This window comes from Paenibacillus sp. An7 (assembly GCF_009870785.1).
Taxonomy (GTDB): domain Bacteria; phylum Bacillota; class Bacilli; order Paenibacillales; family Paenibacillaceae; genus Paenibacillus.
This window is the reverse complement of record NZ_WTWX01000010.1, coordinates 12,931-35,065: the sequence shown is the minus strand read 5'-3', so window position 1 is coordinate 35,065 and position 22,135 is coordinate 12,931. Positions and strand designations below refer to the sequence as shown.

The 22,135-nt window shown below is 42.6% G+C and carries 18 protein-coding genes; 7 read left to right on the top strand and 11 right to left on the bottom strand.

The window, feature by feature from the left end; translation table 11 throughout:
- Positions 1 to 197: 197 nt before the first annotated feature.
- Entirely contained in the window at positions 198 to 1,634 is a 1,437-nt protein-coding gene (locus GQY27_RS13025; RefSeq protein WP_160035047.1) for a glycoside hydrolase family 1 protein, read from the top strand.
- Positions 1,635 to 1,901: 267 nt separating this feature from the next.
- Positions 1,902 to 2,885 (top strand): LacI family DNA-binding transcriptional regulator, encoded by a 984-nt coding sequence (locus GQY27_RS13020; RefSeq protein WP_160035045.1) that lies wholly within the window; start codon positions 1,902 to 1,904, stop codon positions 2,883 to 2,885.
- Positions 2,886 to 2,894: 9 nt separating this feature from the next.
- Here the strand turns inward: GQY27_RS13020 and GQY27_RS13015 are convergent, their stop codons facing one another.
- From GQY27_RS13015 to GQY27_RS12990, 6 genes are all read right to left on the bottom strand, one after another.
- Positions 2,895 to 3,377 (bottom strand): DUF4188 domain-containing protein, encoded by a 483-nt coding sequence (locus GQY27_RS13015; protein ID WP_160035043.1) that lies wholly within the window; start codon positions 3,375 to 3,377, stop codon positions 2,895 to 2,897.
- 7 nt (positions 3,378 to 3,384) lie between these two features.
- On the bottom strand, positions 3,385 to 5,304 hold the full coding sequence (locus tag GQY27_RS13010) for a sigma-70 family RNA polymerase sigma factor (RefSeq protein ID WP_160035041.1): 1,920 nt from the start codon (positions 5,302 to 5,304) through the stop codon (positions 3,385 to 3,387).
- A gap of 79 nt (positions 5,305 to 5,383) precedes the next feature.
- The gene (locus GQY27_RS13005) at positions 5,384 to 7,345 is read right to left on the bottom strand and encodes an RNA polymerase sigma factor (protein WP_160035039.1); all 1,962 of its coding nucleotides are present in this window, start codon (positions 7,343 to 7,345) and stop codon (positions 5,384 to 5,386) included.
- Positions 7,346 to 7,375: 30 nt separating this feature from the next.
- Positions 7,376 to 9,262: a hypothetical protein gene (locus GQY27_RS13000; protein ID WP_160035037.1), complete on the bottom strand. Its 1,887-nt coding sequence runs from the start codon at positions 9,260 to 9,262 to the stop codon at positions 7,376 to 7,378.
- Positions 9,263 to 9,394: 132 nt separating this feature from the next.
- Positions 9,395 to 9,835: an Rrf2 family transcriptional regulator gene (locus tag GQY27_RS12995; RefSeq protein ID WP_160035035.1), complete on the bottom strand. Its 441-nt coding sequence runs from the start codon at positions 9,833 to 9,835 to the stop codon at positions 9,395 to 9,397.
- Positions 9,836 to 10,026: 191 nt separating this feature from the next.
- The gene (locus GQY27_RS12990) at positions 10,027 to 11,130 is read right to left on the bottom strand and encodes a hypothetical protein (RefSeq protein WP_160035033.1); all 1,104 of its coding nucleotides are present in this window, start codon (positions 11,128 to 11,130) and stop codon (positions 10,027 to 10,029) included.
- A gap of 191 nt (positions 11,131 to 11,321) precedes the next feature.
- Here GQY27_RS12990 and GQY27_RS12985 point away from each other — a divergent pair, with 191 nt between their 5' ends.
- On the top strand, positions 11,322 to 11,819 hold the full coding sequence (locus GQY27_RS12985; RefSeq protein ID WP_268893029.1) for a CcdC family protein: 498 nt from the start codon (positions 11,322 to 11,324) through the stop codon (positions 11,817 to 11,819).
- A 56-nt stretch (positions 11,820 to 11,875) separates the two neighbouring features.
- On the opposite strand, the gene GQY27_RS12980 is transcribed toward GQY27_RS12985, so the two are convergent.
- From GQY27_RS12980 to GQY27_RS12965, 4 genes are all read right to left on the bottom strand, one after another.
- Complete coding sequence (locus tag GQY27_RS12980) at positions 11,876 to 12,334, bottom strand: thioredoxin family protein (protein WP_160035029.1); 459 nt, start codon at positions 12,332 to 12,334, stop codon at positions 11,876 to 11,878.
- 260 nt (positions 12,335 to 12,594) lie between these two features.
- Positions 12,595 to 13,341, bottom strand: coding sequence for a type I methionyl aminopeptidase (map, locus tag GQY27_RS12975; protein WP_160035027.1), 747 nt, complete (start codon positions 13,339 to 13,341; stop codon positions 12,595 to 12,597).
- 57 nt (positions 13,342 to 13,398) lie between these two features.
- Positions 13,399 to 13,548 (bottom strand): hypothetical protein, encoded by a 150-nt coding sequence (locus tag GQY27_RS12970; RefSeq protein ID WP_160035025.1) that lies wholly within the window; start codon positions 13,546 to 13,548, stop codon positions 13,399 to 13,401.
- Entirely contained in the window at positions 13,545 to 14,201 is a 657-nt protein-coding gene (locus tag GQY27_RS12965; protein WP_160035023.1) for a MerR family transcriptional regulator, read from the bottom strand. The genes GQY27_RS12970 and GQY27_RS12965 overlap by 4 nt, the downstream gene beginning before the upstream one ends.
- A gap of 580 nt (positions 14,202 to 14,781) precedes the next feature.
- Here GQY27_RS12965 and GQY27_RS12960 point away from each other — a divergent pair.
- The 4 genes from GQY27_RS12960 (at position 14,782) to GQY27_RS12945 (ending at position 20,866) form a co-directional block, all read left to right on the top strand.
- Complete coding sequence (locus GQY27_RS12960; RefSeq protein ID WP_160035021.1) at positions 14,782 to 15,729, top strand: L-lactate dehydrogenase; 948 nt, start codon at positions 14,782 to 14,784, stop codon at positions 15,727 to 15,729.
- A gap of 378 nt (positions 15,730 to 16,107) precedes the next feature.
- A complete protein-coding gene (locus tag GQY27_RS12955; protein WP_160035019.1) occupies positions 16,108 to 17,856 on the top strand; it encodes an alpha-glycosidase in 1,749 nt (582 codons plus the stop codon).
- A 145-nt stretch (positions 17,857 to 18,001) separates the two neighbouring features.
- Positions 18,002 to 18,289 carry an ArsR/SmtB family transcription factor gene (locus tag GQY27_RS12950; protein ID WP_160035228.1) on the top strand — a complete coding sequence of 96 codons (288 nt, stop codon included), beginning with the start codon at positions 18,002 to 18,004 and terminating at the stop codon, positions 18,287 to 18,289.
- A complete protein-coding gene (locus GQY27_RS12945) occupies positions 18,290 to 20,866 on the top strand; it encodes a DsrE/DsrF/DrsH-like family protein (RefSeq protein ID WP_160035017.1) in 2,577 nt (858 codons plus the stop codon).
- Positions 20,867 to 20,975: 109 nt separating this feature from the next.
- Here GQY27_RS12945 and GQY27_RS12940 read toward each other — a convergent pair whose 3' ends face one another.
- A complete protein-coding gene (locus tag GQY27_RS12940) occupies positions 20,976 to 22,022 on the bottom strand; it encodes a glycosyltransferase family 2 protein (RefSeq protein WP_160035015.1) in 1,047 nt (348 codons plus the stop codon).
- Between the last annotated feature and the right edge of the window lie 113 nt (positions 22,023 to 22,135).

Genomic DNA, 22,135 nt, shown 5'->3' with positions numbered 1-22,135 from the left:
AGAGATGAAGTTGTTTGGTAGAAGCATCAACTTGATAGGTAAACAGTTCCCCCTCTCCTTTTTCACTTACCGTGTATATTTCTCAAAAAGTTCATAAGATGCATGCTTGCTCTGAAATGCATTTCATAACGTAACCTAGTTGTGCACATGCTAGATAACAACAAAAAATGCAACTATATATCAAGGGGGAATCATCCATGATTCATGAGAAATTAAGTCCTTTTCCAGAGGATTTTCTATGGGGTTCAGCTTCCGCTGCTTACCAGATTGAAGGCGCTTGGAACGAAGACGGCAAAGGACCATCTGTATGGGATATTTATACCGAGATTCCTGGAAAAACGTATAAAGGTACCAGTGGAAAAATAGCAGTGGACCACTATCATCGCTATAAAGAAGACGTCGTGCTCATGGCTGAAATGGGCCTTAAAACATATCGTTTCTCGGTCAGCTGGCCGCGGATTTATCCGGAAGGAACAGGGAAAGTAAATGAAGCAGGTCTTCAGTTTTACGATAATCTGATTAACGAACTGCTCGCTCATGGTATTGAACCTGTTCTTACGCTGTATCACTGGGATGTACCGCAAGCACTTCAAGATAAATACGGTGCATGGGAGTCTCGGGAGATTATTGAAGACTTTAACGAATACTGCATTACTCTATTTAAACGATTTGGAGACCGAGTGAAATATTGGGTATCCTTAAATGAACAGAATCACAATACCAACCTTGCCTTTATGCAAGCTTTGCACCCGCCGGGCGTGAGGGATCGCAAACGTTTCTATGAAGCGAATCATATTATGTTTCTTGCCAATGCGAAGGTCATTGACTCGTTCCGCAAATATGTACCTGATGGTAAAATTGGGCCGAGTTTTGCCTATACACCTTCCTATCCGGCAACCAGTTCACCCAATGACATGCTCGCTTTTGAGAATGCAGAAGAATTTACGAGTTACTGGTGGCTTGATGTATACTGCAGAGGAACGTACCCAAGCATTCCATATCGCCATCTTAAAAGCATCGGACTCGCTCCAACGTTTGAAGAGGGAGATGAAGAGTTACTGCTGAAAGGCAAACCCGATTTCGTTGGCGTGAACTATTACCAGACCATTACGTATGAGCATAACCCGCTGGACGGCGTGTCTTTCGGGAAAATGAACAACACCGGCAAAAAAGGAAGCAATGAAGCAACGGGTATCCCTGGCCTGTATAAAACAGCGGATAATCCTCATGTAGAAAAATCGAATTGGGACTGGGCGATTGATCCCATCGGTCTTCGAATCGGTATGCGCCGGATCACCAGTCGTTATAACCTGCCTATCTTCATTACAGAAAATGGTCTTGGCGAGTTTGATAAACTAGAAGAAGACGGTCAGATTCACGATGCATACCGGATCGCTTACTTAGAATCTCATATCCATCAGTGTAAAGAAGCGATGATGGATGGTGTCGAGCTCATTGGATATTGCAGCTGGTCCTTTACCGATCTGCTGAGCTGGCTGAACGGATATCAGAAGCGGTACGGTTTTGTATATGTCAATCAGGATGAAGAAGAAGACAAAGACCTGCGCCGCATCAAAAAAGACAGCTTCTACTGGTACCAAGATGTTATTAAAACGAATGGTGAGAACATTTAATATCAGGTTCACTCGTGATTTTCAAAGTTCATTTACAGCCCCTCTCATAGGGGCTTTTTTGGTTTCTTCCTTTTCATGATTATAATGATTATAGAAGCAAATCAATTTCATAATACCTTTAGTTGCTTTAATCAGGAGTATATATAGATCAAAATGGTTCTATTTGTCTATATATAGTTACAAATTTATCGTTTTAATGAGTTATGAAATTGATTCAACAGTTCTTTGTTATGTAAAATACTGGATTATTGAAGTGAGGGTCCTCCTATGACCAATATCAAAGACATTGCCATGCTGGCAGGTGTGTCTGTATCTACTGTCTCCCGTGTACTTAGCGGACATCCCTATGTGAGTGAAGAGAAACGCAGGAGAGTTCAGCAAGTAATAGATCAGCAAGGATACACACCAAATGCCAATGCGGTACATTTAATTAAAGGACAGACGAAAACAATCGGGGTTATTGTGCCAAACAGCCATTCTTATTTTCATGCCATCCTGTCTGGAATTATGGATGAAGCCTCCGAAGCCGGGTATGGTACGCTGCTATACCAAAGCAGATATGATCGAAAAGAAGAAGAACAAGCACTTCATCTGCTTCGCACCAAACAGATTGATGGACTGATTCTCTGCTCTAGATCCCTCTCTGTAGAAAAAATTGCGAGCTACGGGACATATGGTCCGATCGTTACCTGTGAGTATATAGAAGATGAACGGATCTCTTCCGTATATACAGATCATTATGATGCTTTTATTGCAGGTATGAAACACTTGACCGAACATGGGCACACAGATATCGGGTACTGTATCGGCCGCGCTCATAGTACAAGCAGTCAGCTGCGGTATAAGGCGTATACTTCTGTGCTTGCGGAACTCGGAGTACCTCTAAACCCGGAGTGGATTTTTGATGACAGTACGGAAATGAAAGACGGGATTCGTATGGTGGAGAAGATGATGAATATGAAAAAAAGACCCACTGCCCTCCTTATTACAGGCGATGAAGTGGCAGCAGGTGTTATTCTTCAAGCAAAAGCAGCGGGGCTTCGAATTCCCGAAGATCTGGCGATTGTGGGCTTTGATAATCTGCCTATTTCAGAAGCTCTAAAACTGACAACCATTGATCAACACTTGAAGCGGATCGGTCAGGAAGCTTTTCGCGCATTCCATGAGATGAGAAAAGCAGGGCAGACGATGACGGGTGGAACAATTAAACGTTTGATCCCATTTGAACTTGTTAAGCGATCAAGTGTATAACGATAAGACCTATTCTTGTTTGTCGTTGTGCGACAGCCGGTCCCTTGCCGCTTGATGCGGATCGGCTGGAATCAAGTTCCCCGCCTTACCAAGTCCAAAGGATGGCATATTAACGTACACATTTTCATATTGTCCTGGCTCAATAAGGTAGCTCTCATGGTAAATACCTACCGCATCTGTTTTACGAGAGAGTTGGTTGAATTCACGCCAGGCTTTTAGGTGAATGCCTCCTTCTTTAGCATATCGCTCCATGTCCTCGAACGAGCGCCAGTACTGGATGACGGTAACACCCCGCGCTGTAAACATGAACTCAGCAGATAAGAATCCCCATTCCTTATTCGTATACAGCTCGCGAATCATCCGGCCCATGGCGGTGAATACAGGGAGCCAGGAAGGTATTGCCCACAGTTTATTCACCCGCATGCCAATCATAAGAACCGCATATCCCTGTTCCATTTTCGCTGTATAGCGACCTCGTTTTATTTTTGCCATCTTCCAATCACTCCTTCGTGTTAACTGTAGAACCAATGAGGGGGATACTGATTTGGGTTCCGGTTTGGCTATCATTGGCGGAAGCTGAGTTAAATTCTAAATGAAAGGTTAATGGCTGCACATGGCTAAAATCATTCAGTTTTAAAGAAGCAGGCCGGCCTTTTTCACTATATTTATGATCCTGAACAAAGAAGGTATTACCTGCTGCATCTTCATATCGGTTCGAAATACTAAAATTAGTATCTTTCCATATCGGAAAATGGACTGTGAAATAACCATCTTCGATCGTGCTTTGATCAATAGATAATTCGGTAGTAACATCTTCTGCATCTTTAGGTGATGAGACGATCTTTCCGTTGTCTGTATTAACCACTAGAACAGGATCAGCATTTGCTAAAGTATCTTCCATGCTAAGCCGCAGATGATCAAATTCTTCATAATATATGGATGGAAAAAGAAGATAATCGACCCCCATTTCAAAAGTTCCATATCCACGGCGGTTTTCTTCAGTCCCTGTTTCTAGAACGATGCTATCTATACTGTCGATACTATACCTATTCTCAGGATCTGGTTTCAATCCCACTTGGGTATACTCTGTTGTCATAATCAGCTCAGTTAATTCAAAAGATTGTCCCTCCACAGTAAAGCTATCGTGCAGTATCACATGTTTTGCTTCCTCTTCCGGCAGTTTAGGATAAGGCGTAGAGAGAGTATAGTTACGGTTACGTTGATCCTCCTGAGTTTCAATTACGAACTTTAATAGTGCCCCTTCCGTAGACTTCAGCAGAGAGCTATCATTTTTAGTTAATATCATCATCCCTTTCAAGGATGAATCGCTCTCACTTGTAAAGTCGTTAGTTCCTTGAATATTCCCAATTAAGTCTGTTTCACTTGCATCCCAGATTTCCCCTGAGATGTAAGGAAAGTGTTGCAGTTCCCCCTTCTCAAGGGTATACCAAAATAATTTTTCTCTCCCAAAGTTCATGGCTGCATCCAATATGAGACGCACACCGTTATCTGTCTCCATCGCCTGTCCCAGCTCTACATAGTCGCCGCTATCTATCTTCGCCTTAAAGAGATTATCCTCCTCACCTGTCTCCATCATAAAACTCAGATCAGGTACAACGAGTGTTCCTTCCCGATTCAATGCCTCATGAATTTTTTGTGGAGTCCATGGATGGAGAACAAGGAGTGTGACGGCAAGAATTGCAATGATCCCACTAATAGACCAGCCTGCTATATTTTTTGTACGCCCCGGTGGCTTCTTGCCTTGCCTTGCATCCTGCAAACCTTGCTGCACAGCAGAATCCCACTTCTTTTCAGCTAGGTTTAACCGCAGTGTTTCTCTCTCTTCTTCAAAATGCTTCCGCAGTAAAGATAAAAGCATATCTCCACTATTTTCTCCAATTTCCTTTGCGATGATCGTCATCGCTTGCTGCAAGTAACGAGTCACCCGCTTTTCTGTCTTCCCTATGTATGATGCCATTTCAGAGCTGTCTTTCTCTGCAAGATAGGTCAGTAGGAACACTTGTCTTACAGAAGCTGGCATGCGATCAATCGCCTGCTCTATTTGCTTCGACTGCTGGCTTATCATCTGTTTCACTGGAAGAGATTCGCTTGAGGTTACTTCTATAGAAGACAAATTCTGCCGACTCTTGCCTTGCCTCTTCTTGTCGAGTACTAACAGCGTCTGCATGATAAGGAGCGGTACATTCATTTCTTGATCTTTATTTTTCCTGCATTCATACCAGACAGCAGCAATTGTATCCTGAAGCAACTGCTCTGCCCGTATATGTTCCCTCGTCAGTGCATAGCTAACTATGTATAGTTCAGGGGCTCTGTGTTGTATTAACTCAGCATATGCTGACATTTCCTTATTACCTGTTTCGGGAGATTGTTGTTCGTCTAATAAATGATGTGTATTCAAGGTTACAACTCATCACCTTTCTATATCAATAAAGATCCATGTATGATGCATTAGCTTGATATATTAGCTCTCTTACGCTTTACTTCTTCACCATAGGAATGGTGAGCCGATGGTGTGCACTTGGACCTTCTTCCTTCTGATTCAGTTGGGATTCATCTATATTTTTCTCATAGAACCGAAAAGTGAGGGGCTGAATATAGGTTGCATTTGGCAGTTTATACAAGATTTCATCCTTCTTCTTGATTGCTCCGCTAATTTCATAGCTACCTCCCTCACGATCCGTAAAAATTTGATATATGCCATATTGTTCACTATTCTCTATTGGGTAGTGCAGGTACAGGATTTCTTTATCTTCTACTGTTGAGATCCTCATCCCTTTTGGTAGTTTCCTATCACTATGCATAACTTGGCCTGTATCTGAATCGATAATGAATGTCGCATAATCCCCCTCTAGTTTCTTAAACCCTTCCACTTGGAGGCTAAGCTCTGTGTAGTCTTCATAATAAATAGATTCAAAAATAAGATCAGAGCCATAGCTCTCCAGTAATGAATGTAATCCTCCTTCCATGCCAAGAACGCTTTTATTTACTACATACAGACTTGGCTCTATTAAGCGCTCCACTGCCTCATCTGCTTCCGATTGATTCTTGGCTCCCACTGCTTCGATACGTACCCTTGTATTTTGAGTAGACAAAGAAATATATTTGATATGATACTCCTGCTCTTGAATGGTAAAATACTCATTCACCTCCATTGTTTTCTTCGGCTTTTCGGGAAAAACAGGAGGTTCCATCATAAACTCTGCATACCGAAATCTCTCATCATCGGCATTCGCCGTGATGAAAACTTCTTTCTCAACAGCGAGTACGTCGGTCCTTGCTTTGTTGGATAATGACAAGGTCAGTCTGCCCTGTGTCTTATTCCCTTTGGTCAAGTAATGGATACCTTCCTCACCGGAGTCACCAGATCCAATACTATTTTCGTTAGAGCGATTTCTTATGAGCCCATTTTCGAGTAAGGGTGCTTGTGTTCCTTCTACATTTTCAAGCGTATACCACAGAATGAAGCCTGTGCTCGTATCCATAGCCCCATCTATAATGAGCCTCAACCCATTGTTTTCTGGCAGCACCTTTCCAATCGGCAAATAATCCTCTTCGTTCAAACGTTTTTTTAAGCCTGATTCCTTCTTTATTGTACTTTTCCAGTAACTCATATCCGGTGTAACCAAAGTTCCTTCCGTATTCAGCAGATGATGTATATCAGCTGGGGAACGACTATCTGTAAACATATAGAGCATGGCTGCAGATACAATAATCAGCATGGCACCAATAAAAGACCATTGGTAGACCCTCCGATTCGAGTGTTGATTGACACTTCTTTCTTTTCTTGCCTCTGTCAATCCTTGCTGAACAGCAGCCTCTCCCTTTCCCGCACGTAGATCAATCTCGATCTGTTCTCGTTCTCCTTCAAAATGCTTCCGCAGTATAGATGAAAGCATATCTCCACTGTTCTCTCCAATCTCCTTTGCGATGATCGTCATCGCTTGCTGCAAGTAACGAGTCACCCGCTTTTCTGTCTTCCCTATGTATGATGCAATCTCGGAGCTATTTTTCTCTGCAAGATAAGTCAGTAGGAACACTTGTCTTACGGAAGCTGGCATGCGATCAATCGCCTGCTCTATTTGCTTCGACTGCTGGCTTATCATCTGTTTCACTGGAAGAGATTCGCCTGAGGTTGCTTCTATAGAAGACAAATTCTGCCGACTCTTGCCTTGCCTCTTCTTGTCGAGTACTAACAGCGTCTGCATGAAAAGAAGCGATACATCCATTTCTTGATCTTTATTTTTCCTGCATTCATACCAAACCGCAGCAATTGTATCCTGAAGCAACTGTTCTGCCCGTATATGTACTCTCGTAAGAGCAGAACTAATCCGATATAGCTCTCCTTTTTTTCGATCTACCAGTTCTGCGTACGCCCCGAAATCTGCCTGATTCACAGCTGTCGTTAACTCTTCATCTTTATATGAATGGTATGAACTCAATATCTAATTCCTCCTTGTCGTGATTGCCATTTATTCATTAATCCTCACTTTTGCTTCCTGTACAATTTGATCTGGATAGCCCATAATGATGAAGTGCACAGGCTGACTATATTCTTGATCAGCAAACGTGTAAGAGAACTGATTCTGTACCCGTTTCTTCTCTAGCACATCATGTTTATTGCCCAATTCATCTCTATACTGATTCTCAAGGAACAGCCAGTTCTCTTGGTCAGTAATTGTATAATGAAAAGTGATAGTCCCTTTATCTACATCTTTCTCGATCTCGTAAGTCCCATCAAACGATGCAGGTGCATCTAGTAATTCACCCTGATCCGTATTCACAATGAATTCTTGATTTTCTAGTGCCGTTAACGCACCGCTTATTTGAAACTCAGTAGGGTTAACATGACCCTCATATGCTAATGCAGGAAAATAAATCGTTCTTCCATCTGCACTTGTTCTTATGGCAGGAAAATGTCGATTGCCTTCTTCTACCTTCATCAGAAGCATGGGTTCTAGTAAATGATCAATATCTTTGGGATTAGCAGAATCAGACTCCCACTTCACTTCGGTCACATACTTGGTATAATTCACTTCGGTTAATGTGATTTTATATTCGCCGAATTCAATTTGCTGATTTGGGTTAATGGTTATGGCGACATTATCTTCCTCTCCACCAGGAATATCAATTTGATAAGCTGTATAATCCGACTTCTCGGGGCCTAGATATACGTCTAATCTCAATACAGCAGGAAGGGGCTGTTTCATTTCGGGTTTGTAGTCAAACGTGTCTAATCTATCAAAAATAATCTGTCCCTGGACTTTAGACGGTACATTTGTTGTCAGTTCTCTATGATCTCGAAGGACCCCTGCCGAGTCTCCAAAATCGGAATCCAAAGTCCCGCTTATCACTTTGGGCGTTCCATCTCCCTCCTCATTTTCGAGAGAATACCAAATGATTGTTTCACTCCCCATGGTCATCATTCCATCAATCGTCAGACGGGTTCCTTTCTGCCGTACTGTATACCCAAGATATTTGGGCTGTTCTGAGTCTGATTGTAACCTCTTTAATAAAGTTACCTCCTGAGCTGCAGCTTTCTTAAAATAACTTCCATCTGCTTTAATCATAGTGACCTGACCATCCGGAATAGAAGAAAACTTATCCTTCGAGTTATCTATTGATACGGACTTCGGAAAACCTGTAAGGAACAATAGAAGTACCCCTGCTATAATCGCTCCGGCCATGCCAAGAAACCAAACTTTCTTTCTTTTTCTCGCTCTCCATTTATTCCCTTTGTTTAATCCAGCTGGAGAAAGTCCTTTTCCAATGGAAATTCTAATGAGTTCTCTCTCCATACTAGCAATTGCTGCTCGTTCATTCTCAAAGTGACGATCTAGAAAAAGAGGACTGATCTCTCCAGAATGAGATGACATACTGCGGTGTAAAATAGAGATGATTTCATTCTGTTTCTTCTCTACGATTTGTATTGTTAAATCGGTATAAGCCGCAATTTTCTCCTTCTCCCAGCCAAACAAATAGCTTAATAGAAATAGGGAACGAAGTTCATTTTTCAGTGTAGATATGGACTCCTCCATAGCCAGCGACCGATCACTGATCATTTGATGCTCTATCCCATAATTACTTAGATTCTCATTTCTCTTATATTGAACCTTGCTATGTACCAAAGCTGAGAAAATCCCGTACATGTGTGAGACAAAAATATGATCCTGATCCTCTACTTTTTCTCGTAACAAAGATAACTCATTCTGTTGTTCGTCTTCTTTTAGCTCAGACCAATAAACGGCTACACCTTCTGCAAGCAACTCTCCAGCCTGATCTAAATCTCTCGTTAAGCTATAGGCTAACGTAAACAGCAACTGTCCATTCCTATGTAGAAAAAGGATATACTCCTTCATAAATCTCGCAACGCTCCTTCCATTTCCATTATTCCATGGTAATTATTGTATTATAAAATCTAATAAAGGAAAATTAAAAATAAAAAAAGCCCAGCTTCTCAGCCAGACTTTGCGTGTTCTGTCTCCCTTTACTTAGAGACGATTCATACGATGCTTTTCTTTTTCTATTAACCTCATCTGTACTTCTTCAAGGGTGATACTATCCAGATACCGTTCTACTACCCGTTCTCCATCCTCATAAATCGTACCCATAACTTCTTTGATATTCGAAGAAACGATACAATTCGAACTTTCGTCCCCAGAACGCCAGTGCGGGGCAAAAGAACCGAATGCAAATAGTCGGTATAAATCTCCTAACCTAACATCACGGGGATTGCTGCTAAGCATATATCCTCCATGGGCTCCTTCTTTGGTTGTCACATATCTATGCTTACGGAGTACACTTAGAACTTTCCGTACTCTCGCTGGATGAGTTGTCACGCTTTCGGCAATATCTTCACTTTTGGCAATACGTCCTTCTCGGACCCCCAGATACAACAGACCATGCACCGCAATGGTAAACTCACTGTTCATTATCCGCCCTCCCATAATCTTACCGTGCTTATCTGTTTCTACCCTATTATGTTACGCAAACCTCCTAAAATCAAACCACGTTTTACTCCCTACTGGAAACACATGTAAAAATGTCACTATAATGGTGACAGTTTTATTTGTCAAGGCAGGCCACCTTGTTATTTTAATGACCTGTTTTCATGATCTGTTACTCACGACGATGCTTTAATCTCACTGAAGATCTGCTTCATAACTGGTACGTATACTTCCCAGTAGAATGCATTTTGATGTGTTCTTGGAACGAAGAATTTCATGACTGCATCCCAGCCTATATACTGAGTAGGGTAAGGCATGTCCACACGATTTGCATAATCTCCTGAAAAATAGTAAGTATAATGTGTTGTATGATCAAACCGAGTAATGGAAGGAAAATGATCAGGAATCCCCGCCGCTGTTAGTTTCTCTGCTCCAGACTGTGACAGATCCATCGTATACTCTGCCATTACCTCAGCCCTTGCGCGAGGTTCTACAATATCAAACCATCCATGATAGCTTGTTTTCCCTTTCACCTGGCTCCATTCGTACCCTTTTTCCGAGAATTCAACTCCAAATGACCTAGCCTCTAGGTCGCTGCTGTCCAATACCACCATGTTCTCTTCTTCATTAATGAATATGATTCCCTCTCCCTGGTAGGTCCATTTTTCTCCAGCCACGAGAGTGTACTTCTGTTTCAAAAGTGTAGATACATTGGCTAATTCTTTGTAATATCTGCCCTTCCAGCCCGTCCATTCTATACCAAACATATTTTCAAGTTGTTGTCTGACTTCCTTATCTGTAGGGGCACCAAGAATATTATATTCACCAACAAAAGTCGTTCCTGTTGCTGTCGCATACTGTATTTTCTGGACATCTTCTGATTTCATTCCACCATAGATTAACTTTTGTTTGTATGACCGATCTGCTTGCTGTTCCTGTTTGTATATTCCATATGTATCTGCCGCATAAATCAGATCTTTCCCTCGCAGCGTAGAAGGAAGGGATTGAATAGTATTAACAGCACTTGGGTTGAATCCGTAATAACTCTCCTCATTAACATAGGCATGACCATTTCGGTCCTTTATCTTTTGTTGGTTTAAAATCCAAATTAGACCTTTATGCTCGTTATAATTTATATCCGATACTGACTTATCAATAATCACAATATCGATTGTCCGACTCGGGTTTGCTCTCCACTGAATCCAGGGATAATTAACAAGGATTAAAATCAGCACCAAGATCCCCAGGATTACGGAAGGTTTCCAGATATCAGATTCCACGCATTCACCATCCTCTATATCTTTATCTATTATTACTTTGGCAAGCACAGTCTAAGTATAATTCCGGTGGTAAGAAATGAAAAGAAGCTTAGTTCACATCCAAATCATAAAACAACTCGGTAAGAGTGTTTTCATTGAGATATGATATAATGAAGATAAATTTGATTTCACGCAAAAGAGAGGTCCTGTACGTGCCGATAAGCTCTTCATTTTTACAAATCGCAGCAACCATTGGTATGATCTTTATTGCGCTTAGTGCCATTTTTATTCGTATGAAAGCAGCAAACAGACCCATTACCAAACGGAAGATTATCATTCCGCCCCTTGGTATGAGCACCGGATTTATGATGTTTGTCGTGCCACAAACGCACATCCCGTTTTTATGGGCCATTGTTGCTTTTTTGGTTGGTTGGTTTTTATTTGCATACCCGCTCATTAAAAGCACCAAGTTTGAGAAAAGAGACGGACAGATCTATGTTTCGAGCTCCAAAAGCTTTATGTTCATCTTGCTAGGTTTGCTTACGGTTCGCTTACTACTTCATGAATTCATACAGAATTATATAACCGTAGTTCAGACAGGAGCCTTATTTTTTGTTTTGGCTTTTGGGATGTTGCTTCACTGGCGGCTGTATATGCTGCGGCATTACAACGAAACTTTTGGGGACAAGGAGTCTACCATGAGTTCTTAAGTGGATAAAAAAAAGCTCTGGAATCAAACACTGGATGTGTTCAATTTCAGAGCTTTTTACTTTTTGCGATGTAAAAAAACAGCGATCGCTTCCTCATCTAGTGTTCCGGGCGTTAACCGATCTGCTTCTTCGCCATTTTCTATATAGAGAAGAGCAGGCACAGATTCAATCTTAAGCTGGTCTAACAATGCTCCTGATTTTTCCTCATCTTGCTCACGACCTTCATCTGTATTGTAATAATACACCGTTTGACCTGTACTTTGTGAAGCATTCTCTAACACGGGCATAAACTCACGACAAAATTGACATGTAGGACGACCCACATATAAAAACCCCGACTCGCCATGCTCCAAAAAGGTGGACACTTCTTCGTTCGTTACCGCCGTGAGTACCTTTGACTCTTCTTCCTTCTCACTTCCACTGATTACTGCTAGTAATATCAATAAAATAACGACAATTCCTGCTCCCCATAACAGAGGACTACTGAATGTACGTTTACTTTTGCGGCTATTCAATTCGCGCAGACATCCTTTCTAACCATACTTACACTTACCCTCTCGCAGTGCGTCCGCTTCATCTTAGGGTATGTTGCTATTATTGTCAGTGCGTAATATAACTATCCGGCCGCCTATAATAAAAGAAAACACAAAGAAACAGGGCTCTCTTTATGTGGAGGATAAAAGGAGTCCTGTTTCTTATGTTATGATCTGCTTACTGCCTAGAGTATATGGGAAAAGTACGTCTCTTCTCCTCACATCTCTTTACCAGCTTGTGCTTATTGTTCAGTCAAAATAATAGGACCATCTGCGGTAATCGCAATTGTATGCTCATATTGAGCGGACAATTCGCCATCCTGTGTACGGGCAGTCCAGCCATCACTGTCCAGCTTACTGCGATAGGTTCCGATGTTCAGCATCGGTTCGATTGTAATTACCATGCCTTCTTTCAGACGCGGACCGCGTCCGGCAGGACCATAGTGAGGTACTTGCGGTTCTTCATGCATGTCTTGTCCGATTCCGTGACCAATAAATTCACGTACTACAGAGAATCCTTCTGCTTCCGCATATACCTGAATTGCATTCGAGATATCCCCGATCCGGTTGCCGATTACGGCTTTTTCAATTCCTTTATATAAGGAAGTTTTGGTTACATCCAGCAGCTTCTGTGCTGATTCGGATACATTACCTACAGCATAAGACCATGCGGAATCCGCAAGCCAGCCATCAAGATTAACAACCATATCAATGGTAACGATATCCCCGTCTTTCAGCGCGTATTTCCCAGGGAAACCATGACAGATCACGTCATTAACCGAGGCACAAGTCGCATATGGATATCCGTTATACCCTTTTTGCTCTGGTGTTGCACCATGTTTTTTCATAAAGCTTTCTGCAAAAGCATCAATCTCCTGAGTTTGAATGCCTGGGCGAATGAGCCCTGCAATCTCTCTATGACAAGCGGCAAGAATCTCGCCAGCCTTCTTCATATATTGAATCTCGTCTTTACTTTTTAAAATAATCATTTGTGGCTCTCCTTGTCGCTTTTATCGAATCCTCCTTTCTATTGTAACTCTAAATATCTAAAAATAAAAACCCTGAGTTACCGGAGGACCTGTAATTTGGACTGAATCTTTCTGACGATAAAGTGAGCGAAGAGACTGTTTACGATGGGTACGCGATAATGCTTTGTTCTGCATCTGCATTTTCACCATGCCCCCTCTCATCATCATGCCTCCCTCCTGCTTTTCGGAAGTAAACCAAATAACATTCGGAGGGAATGCCCCTTGGTCTTTGCCTTCTGTTTCCGTCCTTGATAGCTGCGTAGATTCGTAATCAGCTGGCGATCTCGGTCCTCTTCCAGTTTCTCCCGCATCCATGTTTGCTGTTCTTCCACCAGCACTTGCAGGTCATCGTTTTGTTTCCGAAGTTTTGCATGCTCCCGCTCAAGTTCCACCATACGCTCTTGGAGCATCTGCCATTCTACATTCATTTGTTCCATTTGGGCAGAATTCACCTCTGCTGTCTGAAGAACTTGTTTCTGCTCTACAGGCGAATGCGCCTGAACCTTTGAAACCGCACTATGTGCAAGTACCGGGTTCACGATCTCTTTTGCAGCAGCCGCTTTTTCACTGCCGATCTCCATGACAATGACAGCCGCATCTTGCAATGGCAGATTCTGCTCACGGAGAAGTGTCATGAGTGTTTTCACCCGCTCAATATCACGGTTACCAAATAATCTAGACTTGTTTGCCGCACGTTCAAAATGATACCCTTGCTCTTCGAGTGCCGCCGCATATTTACGAAGTGTGCTCGCTCCAATGCCCAGTTCTTTTGCAGTCTCCGTCGTTGCTCCTGTTTCGTTACCATTCAAATGCATATTCATATTCATTACCTCCCGGATTTTACAATCAATTGGTTTGTAAAAACATTCGTCATGAACCATGCCTGCGTTGGTCAACTAATGGATAAGGGCGTCTTAAGAACTGTTGTTTGCGCGAGCAACAGTCTTATCTAATGGATTCGTTCGTTACATCATTCTCATCAAGCTGAGCATTTGATTAAAGGTACAAGCATTTATAAAGACGTTTCACTCACAGGTGACTCTCTATAAATCTTGTTATACTTTAAATTCGTTCTTTTCATCTTATTTCCTTTGGCGTAATTCTTCTAAGAATGCGGTATCGTAAGAAGTTTTGTCGGGTATAAATTATGACTTTTCTCCTTTATCATTCGACAGAACCTTCCCCTGTTCTTCCCATCCTTTAGCTACCTCCTGTCATTAGAATGTGAGGTTACCTCCTAAATAATGGGTGGTATTGTTTGATTATTGATAAATACACAAAAATTATGTTATCTTATGTAACGTTAAATAGATGCATGCATAGAATATAAGGATAATAAAACAGAGAGAACTTCGTTTCTATATTCTTCATGTGCGGTTTATAACGGGAGGGCAATGGGCGATGAGAAGCAGAACAGGAAAAGTGGCGATTGTTGGGGCAGGTCTTGTCGGTTCGAGTGCAGCATACTCAATGATCAATCAAGCCATCGCGGGTGAAATTATGCTGATCGGGCGAACCTATGAAAAAGCACTCGGTCAAGCGCTTGATTTGTCACACAGCATGGATTTTACTTACCAACGGACAAAGGTACATGCTGGAACCTATGCGGATTGCAAAGATATGGATGTCATTATTATTACGGCGGGGGCTAACCCAAAACCGGGTCAGACTCGTCTAGATATATTAGAAGAAGCGGTTACGATTACGAAAGAAATTGTGGCACCTATTATGGAAAGCGGATTTCAAGGTGTGTTTGTAGTCGCTGCGAACCCCGTGGATATTATTACTTATCTCGTCTGGAAACTGTCTGGTCTACCGAGAAGCCAAGTTATTGGAACAGGTACATCCATTGATTCTTCAAGACTGAAAACCATCCTCTCGGAGATTTTCTCTATCGATCCGCGCAGTGTCCATGGATATGCACTTGGAGAACATGGAGAGTCTCAATTTGTAGCCTGGTCTCATGTGACGATCGGCGGTAAACCTATTCTTCATATCCTTGATCAGCATAAGGAACGATTTAAGCATCTTGATCTTGCCGATATTTCCCGCAAGACACGGGATGCAGGCTGGGAGATCTTCACCCGAAAAGGATCGACTCAGTTCGGTATCGGCAGTGCCATAGCGTTCATTACTCGTTCCATTCTGACGGATGATCATAAGATTATCGCCGTTTCTTCTATTCTAGATGGGGAGTACGGACAAAAAGATATATGCGTTGGTGTTCCTGCCATAATTGGAGGCAGAGGAATCGAAGAGGTTATCGAGCTTCAGCTAGCAGAAGAGGAAATGAAACTGTTCGAATACTCCTGCCAGGTCCTTCGGACAAATATCAAAAATTTATTATAACCGAATCAATTCCTAATACCTTTCGTTTGTTATGAAATTGATTCAGTTCTCCTCATCCGGTACTTCGATTGAATAAGAAGACCGGATGAAACTCAACAACAACTTTTACTCAACCCCCTATTCAAGATTGCATAAATTAACGAAAATGGTATATTATGAAATCGTATCTTCTCATACATAACGTAAAAGAAACTTAAATTAAAGGCAATGTTATCTGATCAATTTCAGGTACAACCTCGGAGAACAATCCTCTCTTTAGGTTGTACCTTTTTTTAATGTGGGTAAAGAGAAAACAGAATGAATGTTCTCTGAACCAATTTCATAACTCTTCAAAACGATAAATTTGTACACCATTATTACTACACAGGGGGTTCTCTCATGTTATTAGAAGCGATCTATCATCACCCTAAGCAGCACTGGGCTTATGCATATGACAAAGATACGATCCATATCCGGATTCGCACCAAACGAGATGATGTCCACCAAATCACACTTCTTGCCGGTGACAAATATGACTGGGAGAAAACAAAACTGTATCTTCCGCTTAGAAAATGGACATCTGATTCTATGTTCGATTATTTTACGTGCGAAGTTAAACCACCTTATCACCGGCTACGTTATGCTTTTCATCTGGAGAGTGATAATGAATCGGTGTGGATGGACGAAAATGACTTTTTAGAAGAAGAACCAGAAACCCCTAGCCGAATGTTCGAGTTCCCTTATATTAATCCGGTTGATGTCTTTACCCCGCCTGCTTGGGTCAAAGATGCCGTATTTTATCAGATCTTTCCTGAGCGTTTTGCTAATGGAGATCCAAGTAACGATCCGGAAGGAGTCCTCCCTTGGGGCGGTAAGCCGGAGCGGGATAATTTCTTTGGCGGCGATCTTCAAGGTGTGATTGATCATCTCGATTATTTATCTGAACTAGGTATAACAGCAATCTATTTTACTCCTGTTTTTGAAGCGACCACCAATCATAAATATGATACAGAAGATTATTTGCGGGTAGATCGTCACTTCGGTGATGCAGATACACTTAAGAAGCTCGTCAACTTATGCCACGAACGCGGAATTCGCGTATTGCTTGATGCTGTATTTAATCACTCTGGGCGTACATTCAAGCCTTTTGTCGACTTACAAGAGAACGGTGAGAATTCCAAATATAAAGATTGGTTTCATGTTCGTAAATTTCCGATTGATGTAGAAGACGGCGTTCCCACATATGATACCTTTTCCTTTGAACCGCTGATGCCGAAACTGAACACCGAAAACCCAGAAGTGAAAGAATATTTGCTGAAGGTAGCCGAATATTGGATCAAAGAAGTCGGGACAGACGGCTGGCGTCTTGATGTAGCGAATGAAGTAGATCATCAGTTCTGGCGTGAGTTCCGCAGTACGGTCAAAAAAGCCAAACCCGACGCCTATATTCTCGGAGAAGTGTGGAATGAATCTTCCCCTTGGCTGCAAGGAGATCAGTTCGATGCCTCCATGAACTATCCATTCACCAACGCGGTTAATGATTTCTTTGTAATCGACAAGATGGATGCTTACCAGTTTGCTAACTCGATCAGTCGCCAGCTATCTAGATATCAGCTCCAAGCTTCTGAAGTTGCCTTTAATTTGCTGGATAGTCATGATACTGCTCGTCTTCTAACCCTTTGTAATGGAGATAAACGAAAAATGAAGCTTGCTGCACTCTTCCAGTTTACGTATCTTGGTGCTCCTTGTATTTATTATGGAGATGAGATCGGCATGGACGGAGAATATGATCCAGACTGCCGTAAATGTATGGAATGGGACGAAGAAAAGCAGGACCGGGAATTATTCTCTTTCTACCAAAAACTAATACGTCTCCGTCTAAACCATGCTGCGCTTCGGACGGGCGAAATTCAGTTTATTGAAGCCGAACCACAAGGGAAAAGAATCGTTTTTGAGCGGAAAAATGATAAGGGAAATATCCTTGTGCTAATGAGTAAATCGGAGGAACCGGAGCAATTTAATGTATCCGTTAAATTTGATAAATATATCGACCTCTTCTCTGGTATGGAGCAACCGGTGAATAATGGCGAAATCTCCATTAATGTTCCTGCCTATGGATATGCTGTTCTTCAGGCTGTAAAGGAATAAATAACATACAAAGCAGGATCCAAATCTAGGCCCAGGCTTCGCAGAAATGCGAGTGCTTGGGTTTTCTTTTGCCCAAAGTTTGACTTTCATATCACTATAACGTAATATTGCGATATAGTGATATACAAATTGCTGAGGTGAAATGATGGATAACGATATTAAACAATATAACGAGATGTCCGAATGTCTCAAAGCACTCGCTCATCCTGTCAGACTCTGTATCATTAGAGGCTTACTCTCGAAAGGCCACTGTAATGTGACTTACATGCAGGAATGTCTAGGTTTGCCACAATCTACAGTCTCCCAGCATCTGCAGAAACTACGCAGTATGGGCATCGTTGAGACCGAGCGGCATGGACTTGAAGTTCGTTATACAGTGAAAGACCCCCGCGTAAAAGGGCTGATGGAATTATTTTTTCAGGAGGACAAATAAATGAGTAAAAAAGTCATCATTGTGGGAGGCGTAGCAGGCGGTGCATCCGCAGCTGCACGGCTCAGAAGGCTCGATGAAGAAGCACATATTATCATGTTTGAACGAGATGAGTACATATCATTCGCTAACTGTGGATTACCTTACTATATTGGCAACACGATCACTGATCGTTCTAAGCTTATTGTGCAGACACCCGAAGCGATGATTCAGCGATTTAATCTTGATATTCGTACCAAGAGCGAGGTTACTTCTGTCCATCCCGAAAGAAAAACAGTGACCGTTCGCAGTGTAGAAAAAGGAACTTATGAGGAGAGTTATGATGCCCTCATCTTATCCCCAGGCGCTGCACCGATTCGCCCTGCTCTGCCAGGTATTGACCACCCCCAAATCCATACGGTTCGAAACATTCCAGACACCGATCGGATTAAAAAACAGGTGATCTCTCCTGAGACAAAAACAGCCGTCGTTGTAGGCGGAGGGTATATTGGGGTAGAAATGGCCGAGAACCTTAAGGAAGCTGGACTTGAAGTAACGATAGTCCAGTCAGCCGATCAACTTCTCGGTACATTTGACCGCGAAATGTCGAATATAATGGCTCAGGAAATGGAGCAACAGGGTGTGGAGTTGTTATTTCAGGATACGGTAGAGTCCTTTGAAGACACAAACGGCAAAGTCACCCTTACTCTACGCAGCGGCCGAGTGCTCACTAGTGACCTTGTTATTCTCGCCGTAGGTGTGAAACCAGATACTGGCTTTCTAAAAGACAGCGGCATTGCCCTTGGAAATCGCGGTCATATTCAGGTCAATACAGCACTAGAAACCAATATACCGAATATCTATGCGGTCGGTGATGCTGTGGAGATTCATGAAGACGGAGCAGTTACCGCGATTCCGCTTGCTGGCCCAGCCAATAAACAAGGCCGAATTGCAGCAGACCGAGTTGCCGGACTCGAGACGACTTATAAAGGCGGCCACGGAACATCCATTATTAAGGTATTTCAGCTGACTGGGGCACAAACTGGACTTACTGAAAGAAAGCTAAAAGAGCAAGGCACCGAGTATCATACGGTGTATGTGCATCCAAATGCTTATGCAGCTTACTATCCTGGGGCAACGCCGATGACGATCAAGCTTTTGTTGGATCCGCAGGGTGTGATTCTCGGAGCACAGGCGGTGGGAAGAATAGGTGTAGACAAACGTATTGATGATATCGCGACTGTTCTTCATTTTGGCGGAACCGTTACTGACCTCACCGAACTTGATCTGGCCTATGCCCCTCCTTTCTCCTCTGCCAAGGACCCTGTAAATATGCTGGGTTACGTTGCGGAGAACGTAGTGACAGGACGAATGAATGTATTTACACCAGAAGAACTGGGTGATAGGAATTCTAGTCAGTCTTTACTGGTCGATGTGAGATCTGAGATTGAACATCAAAACGGACATATACCCGGTTCCCTGCATATTCCGGTGGATGAACTGAGAGAACGTATGCATGAACTGGACCCTAATAAAGAAATCTGGGTGTACTGCCAAGTTGGTCTGCGCGGATACACCGCTGCCCGCATTTTACAGCAGCATGGCTATCGTGTTCGCAATCTGACAGGAGGGTACAAAACGTACAAGATGAGCACATTTAAACCAGAGAAGAAAAATGTTTCATTTACATCTTCATCTACATCTTCATCTACATTAACATCTACGCCTGCAGCCACTCCTGCACCTGCAGCCACTCCTGCACCTGCAGCTACGAACTCCGTAGATGCTGCTCACCCAAACGGGACAAAGAAATTATCTGAAAATCATATTTCTGCCGACATCCATCTGGATGCCTGTGGCTTATCTTGCCCCGGACCTCTTATCGAGGCCAAAAGAGCTATGGATGGTCTAAGCCCAGGACAAGTGTTGCAAATTACGGCAACGGATCCTGGCTTTTACGAAGATGTAAAATCCTTTGCACGCATGTCTAACCATGATGCGCTTCAGGTAGAGCGATTGCCTGATGGGCAGATCAAAGCACTATTGAAGAAAAAGGAAACAGAAATAAACAGCGAAGACACAGCAAATGTATCTGCGGAACCAAGTAACGTCGCGAGTGTTACTAAAACGCCCGATGGAACAACCATGGTCGTATTCAGCGGGGATCTAGATAAGGCCATTGCCTCCTTCATCATCGCAAATGGCGCGGCGGCAAGCGGCAAGAAAGTCACCATGTTTTTCACCTTCTGGGGACTGAATGTCCTTCGTAAATCCGAATCTGTACAAGTGAAGAAAGATTTCCTTGGCAAAATGTTTGGGCTCATGATGCCGCGCGGCAGTCTTAAGCTTCCTTTATCCCGCATGAATATGATGGGAGCTGGATCTAAGATGATTCGCGGCGTTATGAAAAAGAATAACATCTCGTCCGTTGAGGATCTAATGAAAACCGCTAAAGAACAAGGAATTGAGCTTGTGGCTTGTCAAATGTCTATGGATGTGATGGGAATACAGAAAGAAGAACTCATCGATGGTGTGAAAATAGGCGGGGTTGGATATTATCTCGGTCAAGCAGATCAATCAGGTATTAATTTATTTATTTAATCGAATCCATTTCATAATACCTTTATACAAACAAAGAGCCTCTTAGAGATGAGTATACAGATCATCTTTAAGAGGCTTTTTTCTATATATCCTTATACAGTTGGCACTGTTATCTGTGATACGAAGATGTATCGATAAAAGAAGGGGGAGCATCAGAAAGTCCATCGTTTTCAACTACTGGGGTGTGATCCTCTTCTTTTGCCTGGCTCCTTCCCTGCTCATCAAACCCTATCTTCTCTCTCACAATATATAAAGGTCTGTCCCTTGATTCATCGTAAATTCTAACCATGTACGCTCCCATTAGTCCGAGGATCATCATCATAATCCCATTAAGCAAGAGAGTGACCAGTAGGAGCCATACCCACCCAGCTACCTTGTTATTCGTGAACAGTGGTAAGCATAGGGTTACTAGCAAGCTGACAAAACTAATACAGGAGATGACTCCCCCAGCATATGATGCTGCTTTGAGAGGTTTGTCAGAGAAAGAGGTTACACTTTTCACTATTAATTGTATCTTTTTACGTAATGGATACTTGGTTTGCCCTGCATTCTGTTCCTCTTGATCATATTCAAGCTCAAACTGTCTGAAGCCTGCCCAGCTGACGAGCCCCTGAAGGGTTCGATTCTTTGCCTGAAACAATTTCATAGCTTCGTTCACCTTCCGGTCAATCAGCCGGAAATCATCTGGGACTACAGGAACATAATTGTTGGCCATACCTTTCAGAATACGGTCGTACACAGCTGCTGACACTCGTTTCCTTCCTGTATCATTCCCGCTTTCTCTTCGTTTAGCATTTACGACATCATACCCTTGATTCCAAAGTTTGATCATGTCATGGATTCGTTCCGGCGGATCATTCAGGTCCGCATTCATAACAATAATTGCCTGCCCTTTTGCAGCATCCATTCCTGCTGTTATTGCCATTTGCTGACCAAAATAACGTGAGAATTCGATAACCCGAACAGAGGAGTCAATCAGAGCAGCCTGTGTCAAAATATCCATCGTATGATCTGTGCTGCCATCATTCACAAAAATAAGTTCATACGGTTGTCCCGTCTGCTCCATAATCTTCGTTAGCCGGCTGTATGTAACCTGGATAATCTCTTCCTCGTTATATACGGGAACCACAATAGAATACATGACCTGCCCTTCCATTACCCCGCTCACTCCCCTATGATTCTTATAGCGTCAATATACGGAAACATTATGAACTGAGTATGAATGATGGAGACCTTTCCCTATAAGGAATCACCCCATATAAAATCCCC